Origin of the sequence: Pseudomonas sp. NPDC089752 (assembly GCF_044748725.1) — a bacterium.
GTDB lineage: Bacteria > Pseudomonadota > Gammaproteobacteria > Pseudomonadales > Pseudomonadaceae > Aquipseudomonas.
Genome location: NZ_JBIVGP010000020.1, coordinates 1 through 14909 on the forward strand (window position 1 = coordinate 1; position 14909 = coordinate 14909).

Consider the following 14909-nt stretch of genomic DNA (forward strand, 5'->3'; position numbering starts at 1 on the left):
TCTGAATCACTCCCACGAGATGAACGAGACCAAAGAGGGTACAGACCGCTGAACTCACCGCAATGAACTGAATCGTTCGCCCCGTACCCGCTAGGAAAAACGGCCCTATTAATCCCCGCGCCAGGTAGACGAGCGTTACCCCGACGAGCGTCGGACGCAGCAGCGGCAGCGGCCTGATTATCCCAGCACCGGAGACTGCATAGGCAGCCCAAGAGACGAGAACCAGTGCGATGCCCCCGTGATGAGAGGCGGATGAATTTTGCCTTTTTCGGCAGCGCGGACGAAACGCTCGCCGGCGCCAAACAGCCGATAACCCGAGGGTCCCATAATGATAGCGACCACATGCAGCGTTGCCGCCATGAGGCTCAGGACAGCCCCGAGGACCAGTACCCAGTTATATTCAGCAGCCATTGCTCTTCCCTTCTTCCATGATTATCTCCCAGGACCGCTATGAGCCCGTATGACCGTGGTGAGATTACAGGGGCAGTAAAGCTCAGTGGAACCTCAGAAAACCGTAGGTCTGCTAAGGGTAGATAGCGGACGTGAAACACGAACGGACTGACGGGGGTGAGCTGATTTGGAGGCCGTGCGCCGTACAGGTAGCGGAAGATCGTTTCCGCTTCCACTCTAATGTACGGCGATCACCGCTAAAGATCCGGCTGGGCCGGTGCCTGAGGCATCTGCGGACTGAAGCTTGGTATGACCATGCTCCCGTGCTTGTATTGCTGATAACTGGTGTAGGGCAGCACAACGGTATCAGCAATGCCAGACGCGGCCATGTCGATCAGGATTTCGTATGGATCTGGATGTACTCCCGTCCGTTCCGGTCCAGTCAGGTTGCAAAACTGATACGCAACACCGCTATACACCCGAGGTATTTCTGGACAGTACGAATTCCATTGCGCCAGGTCGCCCACAGCCTTTGATTCATCAGAGACGGTGCGTACCGTCCCGCACCCGCTCAGCGCTACTGCGAGCGCGCACCCTATCCATAACCTCATATCGACCTCCTGTCCCGCTGACCTATAAGCCCGTCACTATGCGGGCTGGAAAGTAGGCGTCAACGTCCTTCGCGAATGGAATCAATCAGTTTGTTGAGAATACCTTATTGGTACCGACGGTTGTAACAGCCTGGTTGATTTGCTGCAGTGTCATCGACGGCGATCTGATGAGAGCTGGTTGAACTCCCGTAAGTGCTGTTGGCGAAGTGGGAGCATCGGGTAAGCATGCAGGATGAGGGCTCATCAAAACTCGAGCTCACCCTGCTGGCTTGCGTTGTCAATCGGCGAGACAAGCGTCTCTCCCTCATTTTTGACATTGCCCACCGCCTTCGACACTGGATACCAGCGGAACTCGGATGCCGGCCTGCAACCGTATTCCATGATCGCGGTAGCCCGATCTGGTGAGGTAGCTGGATCGATCCATTCCCGTGCCAGCTCAGGGCGCAGCACCAAGGGCTTCCTGTCGTGGATATCGACCAGTCCCTGGTCGGCCGCCGCGGTGATGATCACGAATCCATCGCGCTCATCCCTCTCAACGCTTTGGTGGACCTCAGCCAGAGCTGCAAAGAAAAGCGGGCAGCCGTCTGCGCTGGTGATGTAGTAGGGCTGCTTTCGCTTCGGGTCCGCTGGATCGGGTAGCCACTCATACCATCCATTGGCGGGCGCCAAGGCTCTGCCGTTCGGCCATAGGCCCTTGAAGAACTTCCCACTCATTACTGTCTCGGCCCGTGCATTGATCGGGTCCGGACGCTTCCCCTTGGCCCAGAAAGGCGACCATCCCCACTTGACCCGATCCACGCTCAAGCCATCTCCAACCTGGTGAACGATTTCCACGCGAGTGGACGGTGCTACGTTGTAACGGTTGATCGGCTCACGGTCGTAGCCATTGATCACTACCAGGTCCAGCGATAGCTGTCGCAGGTAGTGATCCATCGACTCGTAGATCGAGTACCGTCCGCACATATCCCACCTCTCACCTGTCAGAAATATCACCGCCCAGGATTGACCGGACACCTGATGCCAGATCTACTGTATAAACATACAGTTTGCATTGGACCTTCCGTCATGACCATTACATTCTTGGGTTCGCCCTCCGGCGGCACCGAACCGCCACCGCTTTACTCGTTCCATGTCCCTGCCGGTTTTCCTTCGCCTGCGGCAGACCCTCTGGAAGGCCATATTTCCCTGGATGAGTTATTCGACCTTCGCGCGTCGAATGTGTATCCAGGGAAAGTTGAGGGCGACGAGCTCGTCATCTGGGGCGTTGTGCGTTACAGCGTTCGCGACCATGCGCAGTGACCAGGTGTTCGCGCTGATCGACTGCAACTCGTTCTACGCGAGTTGCGAGCGCGTGTTCCGGCCAGACCTGGCCAAGACCCCAATCGTTGTGCTGAGCAACAATGATGGCTGCGTGATTGCCAGGTCGTACGACGCCAAGCCCTACGTGAAGATGGGAGAGCCGTACTTCCAGGCAAAGGACAAGCTACGCCGGCATGGCATCATGGCCTTCAGCAGCAATTACGCGCTGTACGGCGACATGAGCGAGCGCGTGATGACGGTCATCGAGTCGATGGTGCCTGCGACCGAGGTCTATAGCATCGACGAATGTTTCGCGGATCTGACCGGTATCCAGGAAAATCTGACCCAGTTCGGCAGAAAGGTCCGATCGCGAATTTTCCAATGCACCGGCATCCCGGTGGGTGTCGGCATTGCCGGCACGAAGACCCTTGCCAAGCTTGCCAATCACACCGCTAAGCGCCTGCTCGCGCAAACGGGGGGAGTGGTCGATATCACTGATCCGTTCAAGCGTGACTGGGTTCTGCGCAATACCGAGGTGAAGGAGGTTTGGGGGGTTGGCCGCAGGATGACTGCACACCTTGAGGCGATGGGCATCCACACAGCAATGGACCTGGCCAAGGCCGATGCTTGGACGCTACGCCAGAAATTCAGTGTGGTGGTGGAGAAGACCGCCCGGGAGTTGGCTGGCACGCCGTGCCTGGAACTGGACGAAGCCGAGCCGCCGAAGCAGGAGATCTGCTGCAGCCGGATGTTCGGCAAACGACTGACCGAGTTGGCACCCATCAAACAGGCGGTTGCCACTTACGTGGGGCGTGCGGCGGAAAAGCTCCGGATCCAGGGCTCAGTCTGCAAGCGCATTCGGGTGAGCATTCGTACCGGGATGTTCAATCCTGATGAGGCGCACCACGCTCAGGGCGCTCTTGTTGAACTCCCATATCCCACGTGTGACACGCTGCTGATGGCTCGGCTTGCAACTGATGCTGTTGAGCGCATTTTCCGGCCCGGTTTCAGGTACAGCAAAGCTGAGGTCTTGCTGATGGATCTGCGACAACCTGGTGAGTTTTCAGAGGATTTGTTTGCGCTGAAGCAGTCAGCGACCTGTGATCGGCTGATGCAGGTAATGGACGTCATCAACGAGCGTTGGGGGAGGGGGACGATGCGGGCTGCCAGTGTGCCGGCGGCACCCGACTGGGGAATGAGGAGGGAGATGATGAGCCAATCCTATACGACACGGATCGATCAATTGTGGACGGTCAAATGTTGAGCGTGCCATCGGCGAGCGCCTATGAGATCGAGCGCCGCCCGCGCGGCGCATCGCGGATAAAATCCGCTCCTACGTTTGTTTTTGGCCAATTATAATTGCGTTGCTTGCTGTTGGACTGGCTACATCGAATCCTGGCCTCTGGATGCCAGGCTCCGTCCTGATGGCTGCCGACGTTGTGAAACGAGCACGCAGCTGAGCCCTTGCCAGTCGCGACGAGCATTGGGATAACCTCATTGCTTTCAGGTTCCGTCCCTGCATGACGCGTCACAAGCCATGCAGGCACAGATAACCTCAACCTTTCTGGCTCTGCACGTACTGTTCAGCCATGACCTTACCTTCGAGAATGGCTTCAGTCGAAGAAGAAAATGGTCTACTTACCCGCAGCGTGCGCGCCGTTGCGCCTGGCTTCCCTATCTCAACCAACATCCCGCTGGGAAACTCGACGCTCGACTCCCAGAATACGTAAATCGATGCCTGATAACCCAGGTAAGAATGCTCGTAAAGGTCATGACTGGTGGACTGAAGGCTCATCACTCTCTCCAACTGGGCGTCTCAATTGCGCCTCTGATGGAGATACGACTGGTACGTGCGCACGAGCGTTCCGTTTTCCCGGCATTGCTGTCTGTGAAGGCGCGAATCCAACAGCTGCGCTCGTTGGTCATCGGTCTGCAGGCCAGGTAGTCTCGCCGGGAGACTACCTGCCTGACACGCTAGAGCTTGTACTCAATGGTATAGGACGCATCAGTTCTCGGTTCTATCGTAATAGGAATGCCGAATAGTTTGCCCCGGCACTCACTGACGGTACAGCGGTGTATCGTCCCCTGCCGTAGTTGAGTCCACAAGCCTTCATCATGTATCGAGATACGCAACACGCGGTTGTTCGGATCCTCCATGACTTGAGCAACATGGTGGTCAAGGTCGCATCCAAAATCCGCAGGGGTAAGCTCTGGATCGTAGCCGATCTGCACCCCGTGCCGTTTCAGATCGTCCCTGATACGCTCAATTACGTCATCGGCTTCTTGTTTTAGCATGATCGTTATCTCGCGGTGTTTTAACTCATTGAAACTCTAGTTGACCCTGATGATTTTTGGTACGGCGTGCCGCTGGGGTGATGGGCGGCTCCGATAGCTGGCGCTTGGCTCTACCTCCCGGCGCGTTGCGATGGAGTGGCGGGATGGTTTGCCTTGGGCTATTGCTGAATCTGCAGCCAATGAAACACGAGGTGTCGAATGAAGCGCTTTCTGTTGGGGGCGGTGCTGTTGCCACTAGCCGCTACGGCTTACGCCGAGATGCCATTGGTTAACGCGACCTGCCCAGGTGAGATCGAGGTGCACGCAGACGAGGGTGGGCCGGTGTACATCGATGGCAAGGAAGCAAAACTGAAGAAATTCAGTGATACGTACTTTGAAGCCAAGGGCAGTGGTGTGACCGTATCGATTACCATCAACCCTGATGAGACGCTGGGTGTGTCGTACACCGGCAAGGGTGGTGCGAATGGCGTGTGTGAGCTCACGGAGCAAGACTGATTTAGTTGTGAGTTCTCATCCGTGCAGTTCGGGCGCGCGCTCTATCGCCAGTGCCAGTGCATCCGATTGGCCCCAGGCTATCTGCATCGCCCGCAGGCCGTGCAACAGCAACTGTCGGGTTTCTTCGTCCTCGATGCGTTCAAGCGCGCGTCGGCTGTCGCTATAGGCGAACATCAGGTAATGGGAGACATTCATCAGCACGTGTTCGATAGGTACGACACGCTCGCCGATGGCGCGGGAGAGCGTCTTCCCGGCTGGCAGTTCGAAAGTGTGGGGTGGATCAGGGACTATTTTTTTCATATCGAATACTCGTAGGTTGAACTGAACCTCTCCGATTCCACGCGGAAGGGTGGCAGTTGTACGCGGGGTGGAATCCAGGCTACGAGTAAACCCGGTAGGCTTTGCGGCCTCCCGCGCACAACTGCCATAGCGACAGCTACTCAGTAAATTGTCGGGATTCCACACCCGATCGCTGAACCATCAGCGACCTGGAGAGCCTAGAGGGCAGGGGTTCCCGGGACAATCAGATGAGCGTCGACAGACCGCGTAGGGTATTTCTTCAGACTTGAACTCACCAGTGCAAATTTGTGGGAAACATCTGAATTCTTCGTAGGGCAGTTTTCTTCTGCATGTTTTTTATAGCAAACAAGAATATTGGACCGAAACTCATGCAGCGTACTATGAGCACGTCATAAAACTAAAACATGGGCTCTTCTCAGTCTTGCAATGTTCTTGTAGGGGCAGCAGGAGCGTGTCGCGTGAAAAGTTCTATCTTCTTCCCAGGCTCTGTATTGGCAACAACTTTGGCTACAGCTTTGTTGTCAGGATGTGCACAAAATCCAGATGTGCGGGAGGGTCACGACTATACATCCGGCATCACCGAGAAAAGCCCGCCGGAGTATCTAAGTTGCGTTAAAGACGAGTTGCATGGCCGTGCAACGACTTACGAGGAGGGCACAGGTGACTCCGTCAAGCTCTACGTCGACAGTACCGACCCCAACAAAGCCAATGGCCTGGTGGAGATGCGCAATACTGGCAGCCATCACCAGTTCACGGCCTACCAACGCGATGCCTGGTATGACCATGGCCGGCTGCTCGATGCAGCACTCATGTGCTCAAAAGCTTGAGAACCCCCTGGAACAAAAAGCCCGCACCCAAGAGCGCGGGCTTTTTGTGATGGGTGCTGATCCTTCAGCGCGAAGTATTTTAAGTGAATTATTCTCATTTGAAATTCGACGGAAGTCTTGCGTCCTACCATTGGTGGATTAGTGCTTTGGCAAAACCATCGCTAGAATGCACGCTGTTCACTTGGGTCAATTGCAAATGCCTACCTTTCGTATTCTTTCCTGTGCCGCAGTGGCCGTCAGCCTGGTCGGTTGCGCCAACCCTGGCAAACCCACGGCCAGTAAGCTGACCAAGAAGTCCCCCGAGGCCTATGCCGCTTGCGTATTGCCCAAGTGGCAAGCCGTGGCGCCGCTTACCACGCAAAAGTCCATCAGCCACGGCTATCGGCTGACTGCACCCAGCGCCGTCACTTCCGATGAAGTACTTGAAGTCGTGGAGAACCGTGACGGTAGCCGGGCGACTTTCTACAAAGGCAGCTTCCTCGCAGGTGACAAACTACGTCAGGCGGCCAGAGAGTGCCTGGATTGAGCACTCGCTTACTGCTCATTGAGGTCGGCTGTTCATCATCCGCTTGTACTGTTTAACCCGGCGCAGCGTGCACCATTGCTCCAGCAACAAGGCGCGCAAGGGCGAGGCATGGGGGGCAGGCCTGTTGCCCGCTGCCAGCCGGCGCATCTGCAGTTTTACCAACGCCATGTAGGCCAGGGCCGCGAACGCCTTGCGCTTCCAGCGAATGGGTTGCAGCGCCGCGGTCGCTGTGGCCTCGCCGTTTTTCCAGCGCGCGGGCAGGGCGGGTTCGACTGCCAGGGCGGTGGCGATCCCGGCCATGGCCACGCCTTTGTCCAGTACCTGCTCGACCACTTGCAGGCGGCGAATCCCGCCAGTGACCATCACCGGCATTTTGGCGATGGCGGCGATGTCTTCGGCAAACTCCAGGAAATAAGCCTCGCGCGCCAAGGTGCGACCGTCACGGGCGTCGCCTTGCATGGCCGGCGCCTCGTAGCTGCCGCCTGACAACTCCACCAGGTCTACCGGCAGTTCGTTGAGCCACAACACGACCTGGCGGGCATCCGCCGGCTCGAAGCCACCACGCTGGAAGTCCGCCGAATTGAGTTTCACCGCCACGCTGAAACCAGGCGAGACTGCTGCCCGCACGGCCTTGACCACCTCCAGCAACAGCCGCGCACGGTTTTCCAGGTTGCCACCCCAGCGATCCTGGCGGTGGTTGCTCAGCGGCGACAGGAACTGGCTCAGCAGGTAGCCATGCGCGGCATGGATCTGCACGCCGCTGAAACCCGCCTCTTCGGCAAGCGCAGCGGTGCGGGCGAAGCGTTGGATCAGCGCAGCTATCTGCGCCTCATCCAGTGCCTTGGGCAGTGGGAACAGCTTCGACAAACCGCCCATATCCAGGGCAATCGCCGAAGGTGCCACGGTGGCTTGGCCGAGATTGGCCTGCATCTGCCGGCCGGGGTGGTTGATTTGCATCCAGAATTGCGCGCCTTGTGAGCGGCCGATATCGGCCCATTGGCGAAAACGCTCGAGCTGCTGGCTTTCATCCAGCATGACGCCACCAGGCCCGGTCATGGCGCTGGCATCGATCATTACGTTTCCGGTGAGCAGCAGCCCGGCACCTCCCTCTGCCCAGGCCTGGTACAAGCGCAGCAACTGGTCTGATGGCGTCTGGTCTGGATTGGCCAGATTTTCCTCCATGGCCGCTTTGGCGATGCGGTTGGGAATGATGCTGCCATTGGGCAGGAGCAGGGGCTTAAAGGGTTTCATGCTGACCTCAAGGTATCCGCACCTCTGCATCTTCAGATGCCAGGCGGTAGTGGGTTTCCTCGAAGGCTAAGGTTAAAGTGAACCTTAAGGTCAAGAGAGAAATCATCCATCATGAAAATTGGCGAGCTGGCACGACGCACCGGCCTCAGCGCATCGCGCATCCGTTTCTACGAAGCCAGCGGGTTGATCGAGGCCCGCCGCTTGGGTAATGGCTATCGCGACTATCCCGAGCAGGCGGTGAGGGCGTTGGAGATCATTACCTGCGGTCAGCAAACGGGGTTCAGCCTGGAGGAAATGCGCAAACTCACCCGCGCATCGATCGATGGGGAGGGCCGTCATGAACGTTTGCTGACCAGTCTCAAGGCTAAAGTCGCCGAGATCGAGGCACTACAGCAGCGCCTCGCACACAACCGCGCGCAATTGTTGGCGGTGATTGCGGGTATTGAAGCCAAGCCCCAGGGTATGGACTGCGACGAAAATGCACAGCGCTTGATCGCCGACTGGCAGCACGGCGAGGGGGCATCCAAGGCGTGACTAGCGCAAGCCCAGGTTCATCTGGCGGCATTGTACTTCTGCGACCAGCCTGTTCGGATAGCTGGGCTTGAGCCGTTCCTTCGCCTGATTGTCATAGATGTCATAGCCGCCGCACTCGGAGGCGGCAGGGTACCTGCCACCGAGGCGGAAGGACTCCTTTTCGATGGGCACAGCAGGGACGATAACGAATCGTGGTTGCATGGTGCATGCCTCCCCAGGCAGAGACTTAAGTATTAGTACTCCAGGGGATAACCAGCAAGGAAACGCATCACTTTATGGGTGACACGGTGTGGACGAAAAGAGACCCGCTGGTCGGATTGTGTAAGGGTTTTGTAAAAGTGACTGCAGCCTGGGCAGGCATGGGTATGCTTTGTACATAGTCCGAACCGAAGAAAGTCAAGATGAACACACTTCCGTCGCAGCAAAATGCTGAACGCGGGGCGTTCTCCAGTTTTGAGGCGTGTCGCAATACCCAGAAAGGCCCGGTGGTGATTCTTGCCTCAGGTGCCTCTGCCAAGCAGTTCCCCTTGCGTGACTTCGCACATCTTCCCGTTATCGCCATGAACGGCTCCGTGGCGCTCACCGCCGCCTGCGCTGTAAAGCCGTTTTTCTACGTGTGCACCGACAAGAGCTTTCGCGACCAGCAGCCCGAGCTGTTTGCCACCGCGTTGCGCGACAGCCAGCGCCTGGCGTTATGGCCCGAGCAGTTCGTCGGCGCCGATATTCCCGACGACACGGAATGCTATCCGTTGCACAAGGCCGACACTCCAGGCCTGATCGATGGCCTGCGCGGGCATGGCTCGAGCCATGTCTGCAGTCGTGCGTTGTGGAGCAAACGGGCACGCTCGATCGCCTTCAGCAAAGATCTGTCAACCGGCTACTACGACGCTCGCACGGTGGCGTACGTTGCCTTGCAGTTGGCTTACCACCTAGGTTTCGAACAGGTATTGATGGTCGGCGTGGACCTTGACCAGACCGTTGGCCGATTTTACGAGCGCGACGGAGGCGAGCATTCACCCTGCGGGCTCGATCAGCACTGGGACACACGGATCCTGCCTTCGCTGACCTTGATGGCCGAGCAGGTGGTCAACGAGCATTTTCAGGTTTACAACCTGTCTGCCGTTTCCCGTATTCCTCCAGAGATAATCCCCAAAATCGGTTTGCCAGAAGCACGGCGCATGGCCGTTTGAGGTTTACTTGCGCAAGAAAGCGGATGCACTGTGTTGGGTGCAGGGTTAGAGTGCGCGGACCTTGTCCCGCAGTGAGTACCCATCATGGCCAGTACATTCACCCTCATGCAATCCCCGGTCGGCACTTTGACGTTGGTGGCACGTGGTGAGTGCCTGGCGGCCGTGTTGTGGGAGGAGGAGCGGGAAAACCGAGTACGGCTGGGTGATCTGCAGCGGGACGATCGGCAACCCATCCTGCGCGAGGCTGCGCGCCAGTTAGGGGAGTACTTTGCCGGCCAGCGTCAGCGCTTCGAGCTGGCATTGGACTTTGCCGGTACCGAATTTCAGCGGCAAGTGTGGACGGCACTGCTGACCATCCCCTTTGGCGAGACCCGCAGCTACAGCGACATCGCCCGGCAGATCGGCAACCCCAGTGCGGTGCGCGCAGTGGGCGCGGCCAACGGTCGCAATCCGATCTCGATCATCGCCCCATGCCACCGAGTGATTGGAGCGTCCGGGAGCCTGACCGGTTTTGCCGGTGGGTTGCCGGCCAAGCAGTACCTGTTGGCACTGGAAGGGCGCCAGAGCCTGGTGCTGGATTTCTAGATTCAGCTAAACCAGAACGCGATCAGGCAGGCCACCACCGCCAACCCAGTCCCCGCGATCAGTGTGTATTGCCGGTGTGCCCGCCGTGCATGCGGCCGCACCTCCCGCAGATACTGCCCAGGCGCAGGCGCGTCAGGACGATGACGCAGCCCCTCGGCGATGTCGGCCAGTTGGCCCTGGATCAACAGCCCCACCAGGTAATAGGTGCTGGCAAAACTGGCCAATGTCAGCAATAGATATTTCATCCGACAGCTGAATCCAACGCCACGCCCATGGCGCTGGAGGTTTCGGTATCCAACATGATCATGCCTTCGTGTCGGTCGTCCAGTGCCGCCAGCAACGTACCCTGTCCATCCCAAGCCGCTGAGCCGCCAGCACCGACAAAGGTATCGGCCGGGCCTACGCAGTTGGCCATCAACACTGGAATGCCGAGTGTGCGCGCCACTTCAGGGTAATGTTCATTGCCTTCGCGGATACCCTTTGCAGTCTTGGCGACGCTCACCAGGTACAGTTGCGCGCCCAATGCGTGCGCCTGTTGGGCATGTTCGATGAACATCGACTCATAACAGATGGCAGGCGCCACCTGCAGGTGCCCGGACGCGAACACCAGCGGTTGCTCGCCCGCAACGAAGTACGCCAACTCGTCGCCATGCAAGCGTTGTTTGGCGTACGCCAGCGGCGGCTGGCCAGGGCGTAGAATTGGCATGCCGATCTGAACACCATCAGCGCAGCGCATCGGAAGGCCTAGGGCGACGCAGATGTTCAACCTGTCGCAGAGCGCCTGTAGCGGCTCTAGGCGTGGAGAGTTAGCGGGTAGAGCCAATTGCCGGGCCAGGGCGGGCTCATAACCGGTCAGTGACAGCTCGGGGAACACCACCAGCTCCGCGCCTAGCGCCGCAGCCTGCTCGATACACTGCAGGTGGCGGACCAGGTTGCCCTGCAGATCTGCTTTGCGGGATGCGAGCTGTACGGCGCAGAGTTTCATGGGTGGAGGTCCTTCCCTGGTGCGAGTCGATGGCCGAGCATACTACCGGCGCGCGCGGCTGTACCAGTGCAGGGTAGGTCAGGTAGCAGGATGCGCAGCGAAACGTTGGCGGAACCAATCATCGAGCATGGCCTTTTCCGCGTACAGCCGGTCACTGCTACTGGCGGCGCGGCCAGGTCGGCTGAGGTACATCTTGTCACTGACCCGTTCCTCGGCCTGTTGGGTGGGTTGCCCAGGCTGGCTCAAGGTATAGGTGAGGTCGATGCTTGGCCAGGTGATATCGCGCATGAAGCGTACGTCGTAGGCGCGACTGTGCCACGGCTCGAACCGTCCGGCGAGGTCGATGTCACGGATGTCGATGACCAGTTGCTGGCCTGGCTGCAAGTAGCGTTGACCCAGCTTCTGCAGGTACTGAGTAAGGGTTTTCATGACATAGTCGTCGGCACCGCGGTCATAGCCGGCGCTGTCGAGGCTGGCGTCGCGGAATTTTTCAGGATTGTCGTAATGCACCTCGACCTGCGCAGGTGTGGTGCCTTGTGCCATGCTGTGGGTTGAGAGCGCCATAAGCGCGGCACAGATGAGAGCGGTACGCATGATGCACCTCCGGGCGTGCTACGTGTTTGTCCATTTTACGCCTGCCAGGGGTGCGGCAGCAGAGGAAGATTGCAATGAGCCGGTTTCGGCGGGTAGCCGCCAACAGCCACGGGCGTGACCTGGCCGTTGGCGATATTCACGGGCATTTTCGGCGTCTTGTGCAGTGTCTGGACGCGGTGGGTTTCGACCCGAAGGTCGATCGGCTGTTCAGCGTCGGCGACCTGGTGGACCGCGGCCCGCACAGCGTCGAGGTGCTGGCGTGGCTGCAAAAGCCCTGGTTTCACGCCGTGCAGGGTAACCATGAATCGCTGGCCATTACCCACTTCAATGGCGGGCAGCTCGATCTGGAAATGTACCGCGCAGCCGGAGGAGGTTGGTTCATCGACCTGCCGAGGGACGAGCAGGCCCACTTTGTCGAGCAGTTCCTGCAGTTGCCGATTGCCTTGGAGTTGCAGACGGACGAAGGCTTGATTGGCCTGCTGCACGCCGATAGCCCGTTTCAGGACTGGGCCGTTTTGCGCGACAGCTTGTTGTTCGATGACGACGCGAGAGTACGCGAAATCTGTCAATGGTCGCGCCAGCGCTTGAAAGAGGGTGATACCCAAGTCGTCGAGGGGCTACGCGCATTGCTGGTCGGCCACACGCCGGTACTGCAGGCTAAACGCTTGGGCAACGTCTGGCACCTGGATACTGGCGGTTGGGCCGGCGGCTATTTCAGCTTGATGGACGTTGCCACCCTGCAGTTGCTTACCCCTGAACCAGGTGAACCAGCAACCCTGCGGCCAGCACCATCAGCATGACCCCCGAGGCCCGTTCCAGCCAGGGCAGGGCGTGGGAGAAGCGCCGCAGCAGGCGTCGATTGCCAATGGCCACGGCCACCAGCAGGTCCCAGAGCAAGACGATGATGAACATCCACGTACCATAAGCGTACTTCCAGCCTGCGCTGCTGCTGGCGACCATGCTGGCGAGACTGGCATAGAACAGCGCGTTCTTCGGATTGAGGATGCCGGACACAAAGCCCATCCCCAGCCCTCGCCACCAACCGCGAGTGGGGCCACGCGTGCCCACCGCCGCAAGACTGGTTTTTCCGGCATGGCGCAGAAACAGCACGCCGACATACATCAGATAACCCGCCCCGGCCAGTTGCAGGGCGATGAACAGCGCGCTGCCTTCGCGCAGTACCGCCAGGCCGGCGAACGCCACCCCGATGAATACACCATTGGCCAAGGCAATCCCCAGGCAGGCACCGCTGGCCACTCGCCAACCGGCACTGATCGATGTTCTGGCAACCAGAAAGAAGTCGGGCCCAGGCGAGAGCAAGGCAAGGAAGTGGGCGAGGACGATGATCAGGAACTGCTCCATGGGGCGGGCTTTCTCGGAAGGAAAGCCGCAGTGTGGCGGCAGCTTTGCGAGCGGTATTGAAGAATATTGCAACTTGGCTGTGGCTTACCGGTACTGCCCAGGCGTCACCCCGACATGCGCCTTGAACACGCGCTGGAAATGGCTCTGGTCGGCAAAGCCCAAGCGATAGGCCACCTCGGCCAGCGCCAGGCCGTCACGCAGAAGCTGCCGCCCACGGTTGATCCGGGCGTTGAGCAGGTAGGCATGGGGCGTTAACCCAGTGGCAGCACGGAAGGCGCGTATCAGCTGGTACCGGCCTAGGCCGGCTTGCCGGGCCAATGTCTCCAGGCTCAACGTTGCCGGGTCATCGGCTTCGATGCGCTCTAACAAGCCGCGCAGCGCTGGCATCGCCAATGTGGGCGCAGGCGCTGCCGTCAGCGGCGGGTGTTCGGAAAAATCATGGTCGCCCATGAAGGCGATCAGCGCGGCCTCCTTGTCGACCGTATTCGCGGCAGAGAACAACAATTCATTCAATGAGCAGAACTGGCGGTATAGCGCGGGCAGCCGGCTGATACGTGCTGGCGCCCCTGTCTTGGCCGCTGCCAGCCCCGACTCCAGACGCAGTTGTGCCAGCCATTCGGCTTGCACGTGCAGCATCTGGTAGCTCCACGCCTGGCCTGGCTCTGGGTTGCAGGCATGCACCCGCTGCGCTGGCACCATCACCAGCGTGCCCGGTGTCAGGCGCTGCTGCCCTTCGCCTGCGCCAGTGAAGTAGCTGCAACCTGCGTCCACGGCACCAATGGAGAACGTGGGATGGCTGTGAGCCTTGTAGCAAGCACGGCTGTGGCAGGCTCGGCGGCTTTCCACCCAGGGCAAGGACGGGTCACGCCAGAGCGAGGAGCGGGTACGGGGCATGCGAGAATCCTCGGTCAGCCCGGCAGCTTAGCAGTGCGCTGCACACGGCCGTACAGTTTTTGCCAATGGCTGTACCTTGACCTGGTGGCGTCTGGGCATCGACAGTAGCGACAGACTTCGTGGAGAACACAATGGACCTGTCGAGCCTGCTGCTATTCATCCCTGCCTGCTTCGCCCTTAACATGGCACCTGGGCCGAATAACCTGCTGTCGTTGCACAATGCCAGCCGCTATGGCCTGCGCACTGCTTGCGTGGCGGGTGGCGGGCGTATCCTGGCATTCAGCGGCATGATTGCGCTGGCAGCCATGGGCCTGGCGGTGGTGCTGCACACCAGCGAATACTTGTTTCTGGTGATCAAGGTGGTGGGCGCCGCGTATCTGTTCTACATCGCCTGGCAGCTGTGGCGTGCGCCGGTGAGCGAGGCCCAGATGGCAAGCGATCAGCCAAGCGGCAGCTGGCGCCTGGCACGCCAGGAGTTCTGGGTGGCGGCGGGTAATCCAAAGGCGATTCTGATCTTCACCGCCTTCCTGCCGCAGTTCGTGTCGGTGGGCAGCGCCACCCCGGTGAGCGAACAGTTCCTCTGGCTGGGCGTGCTGTTCCTGCTGCTGGAATGGGCGGCGATTGCCATCTATGCGGGCCTGGGCGCCTACCTGCAGCGCTGGTTCAGCCAGCCGAGGCCGCGTCGGATGTTCAACCGGATCAGCGCATCCTTGCTGGGTTGCGCAGGCCTTGGGTTGCTGGCGGCGCGGCGTTAGAACGCCAGCGCAGATT

General features: G+C 59.2%; 22 protein-coding genes and 1 pseudogene. 10 read left to right on the forward strand and 13 right to left on the reverse strand.

The features are described 5' to 3' along the window. The 3 genes and pseudogenes from ACIPZF_RS23975 to ACIPZF_RS23985 all read right to left on the reverse strand — a co-directional run. A pseudogene (locus ACIPZF_RS23975) lies at positions 1-411 on the reverse strand (hypothetical protein); the annotation flags it as partial. Positions 412-647: 236 nt separating this feature from the next. Beyond that, positions 648-1001, reverse strand: a complete 354-nt coding sequence (locus tag ACIPZF_RS23980) for a YceK/YidQ family lipoprotein (protein WP_400804018.1) — start codon at positions 999-1001, stop codon at positions 648-650. A 243-nt stretch (positions 1002-1244) separates the two neighbouring features. After that, positions 1245-1964, reverse strand: a complete 720-nt coding sequence (locus tag ACIPZF_RS23985) for an SOS response-associated peptidase family protein (protein WP_400804184.1) — start codon at positions 1962-1964, stop codon at positions 1245-1247. Positions 1965-2066: 102 nt separating this feature from the next. Here ACIPZF_RS23985 and ACIPZF_RS23990 point away from each other — a divergent pair, with 102 nt between their 5' ends. Both ACIPZF_RS23990 and ACIPZF_RS23995 read left to right on the forward strand, forming a co-directional pair. Beyond that, positions 2067-2300: a hypothetical protein gene (locus ACIPZF_RS23990; RefSeq protein ID WP_400804021.1), complete on the forward strand. Its 234-nt coding sequence runs from the start codon at positions 2067-2069 to the stop codon at positions 2298-2300. Then, a complete protein-coding gene (locus tag ACIPZF_RS23995) occupies positions 2290-3564 on the forward strand; it encodes a Y-family DNA polymerase (RefSeq protein WP_400804022.1) in 1275 nt (424 codons plus the stop codon). The genes ACIPZF_RS23990 and ACIPZF_RS23995 overlap by 11 nt, the downstream gene beginning before the upstream one ends. Before the next feature lie 291 nt (positions 3565-3855). On the opposite strand, the gene ACIPZF_RS24000 is transcribed toward ACIPZF_RS23995, so the two are convergent. Both ACIPZF_RS24000 and ACIPZF_RS24005 read right to left on the reverse strand, forming a co-directional pair. Then, positions 3856-4095 (reverse strand): hypothetical protein, encoded by a 240-nt coding sequence (locus ACIPZF_RS24000; RefSeq protein ID WP_400804024.1) that lies wholly within the window; start codon positions 4093-4095, stop codon positions 3856-3858. Between the two features lie 179 nt (positions 4096-4274). After that, positions 4275-4595: a hypothetical protein gene (locus ACIPZF_RS24005; RefSeq protein ID WP_400804027.1), complete on the reverse strand. Its 321-nt coding sequence runs from the start codon at positions 4593-4595 to the stop codon at positions 4275-4277. A gap of 198 nt (positions 4596-4793) precedes the next feature. Between ACIPZF_RS24005 and ACIPZF_RS24010 the strand changes: the two genes are divergently transcribed. Then, the gene (locus ACIPZF_RS24010; protein WP_400804029.1) at positions 4794-5090 is read left to right on the forward strand and encodes a hypothetical protein; all 297 of its coding nucleotides are present in this window, start codon (positions 4794-4796) and stop codon (positions 5088-5090) included. A 15-nt stretch (positions 5091-5105) separates the two neighbouring features. On the opposite strand, the gene ACIPZF_RS24015 is transcribed toward ACIPZF_RS24010, so the two are convergent. Continuing rightward, entirely contained in the window at positions 5106-5390 is a 285-nt protein-coding gene (locus tag ACIPZF_RS24015; protein ID WP_400804030.1) for a hypothetical protein, read from the reverse strand. 458 nt (positions 5391-5848) lie between these two features. On the opposite strand from ACIPZF_RS24015, the gene ACIPZF_RS24020 reads away from it, so the two are divergent. Both ACIPZF_RS24020 and ACIPZF_RS24025 read left to right on the forward strand, forming a co-directional pair. Then, positions 5849-6217 carry a hypothetical protein gene (locus ACIPZF_RS24020; protein ID WP_400804032.1) on the forward strand — a complete coding sequence of 123 codons (369 nt, stop codon included), beginning with the start codon at positions 5849-5851 and terminating at the stop codon, positions 6215-6217. Between the two features lie 166 nt (positions 6218-6383). Then, positions 6384-6743 (forward strand): hypothetical protein, encoded by a 360-nt coding sequence (locus tag ACIPZF_RS24025; protein ID WP_400804034.1) that lies wholly within the window; start codon positions 6384-6386, stop codon positions 6741-6743. A gap of 15 nt (positions 6744-6758) precedes the next feature. Here the strand turns inward: ACIPZF_RS24025 and ACIPZF_RS24030 are convergent, their stop codons facing one another. Further along, the gene (locus tag ACIPZF_RS24030) at positions 6759-7994 is read right to left on the reverse strand and encodes an NADH:flavin oxidoreductase/NADH oxidase family protein (RefSeq protein WP_400804036.1); all 1236 of its coding nucleotides are present in this window, start codon (positions 7992-7994) and stop codon (positions 6759-6761) included. A 111-nt stretch (positions 7995-8105) separates the two neighbouring features. Here ACIPZF_RS24030 and ACIPZF_RS24035 point away from each other — a divergent pair, with 111 nt between their 5' ends. Next, a complete protein-coding gene (locus ACIPZF_RS24035) occupies positions 8106-8528 on the forward strand; it encodes a MerR family transcriptional regulator (RefSeq protein WP_400804038.1) in 423 nt (140 codons plus the stop codon). Here ACIPZF_RS24035 and ACIPZF_RS24040 read toward each other — a convergent pair whose 3' ends face one another. Continuing rightward, positions 8529-8729, reverse strand: a complete 201-nt coding sequence (locus ACIPZF_RS24040; protein ID WP_400804041.1) for a hypothetical protein — start codon at positions 8727-8729, stop codon at positions 8529-8531. Positions 8730-8929: 200 nt separating this feature from the next. Here ACIPZF_RS24040 and ACIPZF_RS24045 point away from each other — a divergent pair, with 200 nt between their 5' ends. Together ACIPZF_RS24045 and ACIPZF_RS24050 are read left to right on the forward strand one after the other, a co-directional pair. Next, on the forward strand, positions 8930-9718 hold the full coding sequence (locus tag ACIPZF_RS24045) for a lipopolysaccharide biosynthesis protein (protein ID WP_400804043.1): 789 nt from the start codon (positions 8930-8932) through the stop codon (positions 9716-9718). 84 nt (positions 9719-9802) lie between these two features. Next, positions 9803-10303 carry a methylated-DNA--[protein]-cysteine S-methyltransferase gene (locus ACIPZF_RS24050; RefSeq protein WP_400804046.1) on the forward strand — a complete coding sequence of 167 codons (501 nt, stop codon included), beginning with the start codon at positions 9803-9805 and terminating at the stop codon, positions 10301-10303. A 2-nt stretch (positions 10304-10305) separates the two neighbouring features. Here ACIPZF_RS24050 and ACIPZF_RS24055 read toward each other — a convergent pair whose 3' ends face one another. The 3 genes from ACIPZF_RS24055 to ACIPZF_RS24065 all read right to left on the reverse strand — a co-directional run bounded on the left by ACIPZF_RS24055 (position 10306) and on the right by ACIPZF_RS24065 (position 11882). Next, on the reverse strand, positions 10306-10548 hold the full coding sequence (locus tag ACIPZF_RS24055) for a hypothetical protein (protein ID WP_400804048.1): 243 nt from the start codon (positions 10546-10548) through the stop codon (positions 10306-10308). After that, on the reverse strand, positions 10545-11288 hold the full coding sequence (locus tag ACIPZF_RS24060) for a carbon-nitrogen hydrolase family protein (RefSeq protein ID WP_400804051.1): 744 nt from the start codon (positions 11286-11288) through the stop codon (positions 10545-10547). Before ACIPZF_RS24060 ends, ACIPZF_RS24055 begins: the two co-directional genes overlap by 4 nt. A gap of 78 nt (positions 11289-11366) precedes the next feature. Beyond that, entirely contained in the window at positions 11367-11882 is a 516-nt protein-coding gene (locus ACIPZF_RS24065) for a DUF3016 domain-containing protein (RefSeq protein ID WP_400804053.1), read from the reverse strand. A 74-nt stretch (positions 11883-11956) separates the two neighbouring features. Between ACIPZF_RS24065 and ACIPZF_RS24070 the strand changes: the two genes are divergently transcribed. Then, complete coding sequence (locus tag ACIPZF_RS24070) at positions 11957-12682, forward strand: metallophosphoesterase (protein ID WP_400804056.1); 726 nt, start codon at positions 11957-11959, stop codon at positions 12680-12682. Here ACIPZF_RS24070 and ACIPZF_RS24075 read toward each other — a convergent pair. Both ACIPZF_RS24075 and ACIPZF_RS24080 read right to left on the reverse strand, forming a co-directional pair. Then, a complete protein-coding gene (locus ACIPZF_RS24075; RefSeq protein ID WP_400804058.1) occupies positions 12630-13244 on the reverse strand; it encodes a LysE family translocator in 615 nt (204 codons plus the stop codon). The genes ACIPZF_RS24070 and ACIPZF_RS24075 overlap by 53 nt on opposite strands. 84 nt (positions 13245-13328) lie before the next feature. Next, entirely contained in the window at positions 13329-14138 is an 810-nt protein-coding gene (locus ACIPZF_RS24080; RefSeq protein WP_400804059.1) for an AraC family transcriptional regulator, read from the reverse strand. Positions 14139-14269: 131 nt separating this feature from the next. Between ACIPZF_RS24080 and ACIPZF_RS24085 the strand changes: the two genes are divergently transcribed. Further along, the gene (locus tag ACIPZF_RS24085) at positions 14270-14893 is read left to right on the forward strand and encodes a LysE family translocator (RefSeq protein ID WP_400804060.1); all 624 of its coding nucleotides are present in this window, start codon (positions 14270-14272) and stop codon (positions 14891-14893) included. Positions 14894-14909 lie beyond the last annotated feature (16 nt).

Excerpts from the sequence above, each read along its gene's own strand:
- ACIPZF_RS23980 (WP_400804018.1), bottom strand. The coding sequence starts at position 1,001 with ATGAGGTTATGGATAGGGTGCGCGCTCGCAGTAGCGCTGAGCGGGTGC.
- ACIPZF_RS23985 (WP_400804184.1), bottom strand. The coding sequence starts at position 1,964 with ATGTGCGGACGGTACTCGATCTACGAGTCGATGGATCACTACCTGCGA.
- ACIPZF_RS23990 (WP_400804021.1), top strand. The coding sequence starts at position 2,067 with ATGACCATTACATTCTTGGGTTCGCCCTCCGGCGGCACCGAACCGCCA.
- ACIPZF_RS23995 (WP_400804022.1), top strand. The coding sequence starts at position 2,290 with ATGCGCAGTGACCAGGTGTTCGCGCTGATCGACTGCAACTCGTTCTAC.
- ACIPZF_RS24000 (WP_400804024.1), bottom strand. The coding sequence starts at position 4,095 with ATGAGCCTTCAGTCCACCAGTCATGACCTTTACGAGCATTCTTACCTG.
- ACIPZF_RS24005 (WP_400804027.1), bottom strand. The coding sequence starts at position 4,595 with ATGCTAAAACAAGAAGCCGATGACGTAATTGAGCGTATCAGGGACGAT.
- ACIPZF_RS24010 (WP_400804029.1), top strand. The coding sequence starts at position 4,794 with ATGAAGCGCTTTCTGTTGGGGGCGGTGCTGTTGCCACTAGCCGCTACG.
- ACIPZF_RS24015 (WP_400804030.1), bottom strand. The coding sequence starts at position 5,390 with ATGAAAAAAATAGTCCCTGATCCACCCCACACTTTCGAACTGCCAGCC.
- ACIPZF_RS24025 (WP_400804034.1), top strand. The coding sequence starts at position 6,384 with ATGCACGCTGTTCACTTGGGTCAATTGCAAATGCCTACCTTTCGTATT.
- ACIPZF_RS24030 (WP_400804036.1), bottom strand. The coding sequence starts at position 7,994 with ATGAAACCCTTTAAGCCCCTGCTCCTGCCCAATGGCAGCATCATTCCC.
- ACIPZF_RS24035 (WP_400804038.1), top strand. The coding sequence starts at position 8,106 with ATGAAAATTGGCGAGCTGGCACGACGCACCGGCCTCAGCGCATCGCGC.
- ACIPZF_RS24040 (WP_400804041.1), bottom strand. The coding sequence starts at position 8,729 with ATGCAACCACGATTCGTTATCGTCCCTGCTGTGCCCATCGAAAAGGAG.
- ACIPZF_RS24045 (WP_400804043.1), top strand. The coding sequence starts at position 8,930 with ATGAACACACTTCCGTCGCAGCAAAATGCTGAACGCGGGGCGTTCTCC.
- ACIPZF_RS24050 (WP_400804046.1), top strand. The coding sequence starts at position 9,803 with ATGGCCAGTACATTCACCCTCATGCAATCCCCGGTCGGCACTTTGACG.
- ACIPZF_RS24055 (WP_400804048.1), bottom strand. The coding sequence starts at position 10,548 with ATGAAATATCTATTGCTGACATTGGCCAGTTTTGCCAGCACCTATTAC.
- ACIPZF_RS24060 (WP_400804051.1), bottom strand. The coding sequence starts at position 11,288 with ATGAAACTCTGCGCCGTACAGCTCGCATCCCGCAAAGCAGATCTGCAG.
- ACIPZF_RS24065 (WP_400804053.1), bottom strand. The coding sequence starts at position 11,882 with ATGCGTACCGCTCTCATCTGTGCCGCGCTTATGGCGCTCTCAACCCAC.
- ACIPZF_RS24070 (WP_400804056.1), top strand. The coding sequence starts at position 11,957 with ATGAGCCGGTTTCGGCGGGTAGCCGCCAACAGCCACGGGCGTGACCTG.
- ACIPZF_RS24075 (WP_400804058.1), bottom strand. The coding sequence starts at position 13,244 with ATGGAGCAGTTCCTGATCATCGTCCTCGCCCACTTCCTTGCCTTGCTC.
- ACIPZF_RS24080 (WP_400804059.1), bottom strand. The coding sequence starts at position 14,138 with ATGCCCCGTACCCGCTCCTCGCTCTGGCGTGACCCGTCCTTGCCCTGG.
- ACIPZF_RS24085 (WP_400804060.1), top strand. The coding sequence starts at position 14,270 with ATGGACCTGTCGAGCCTGCTGCTATTCATCCCTGCCTGCTTCGCCCTT.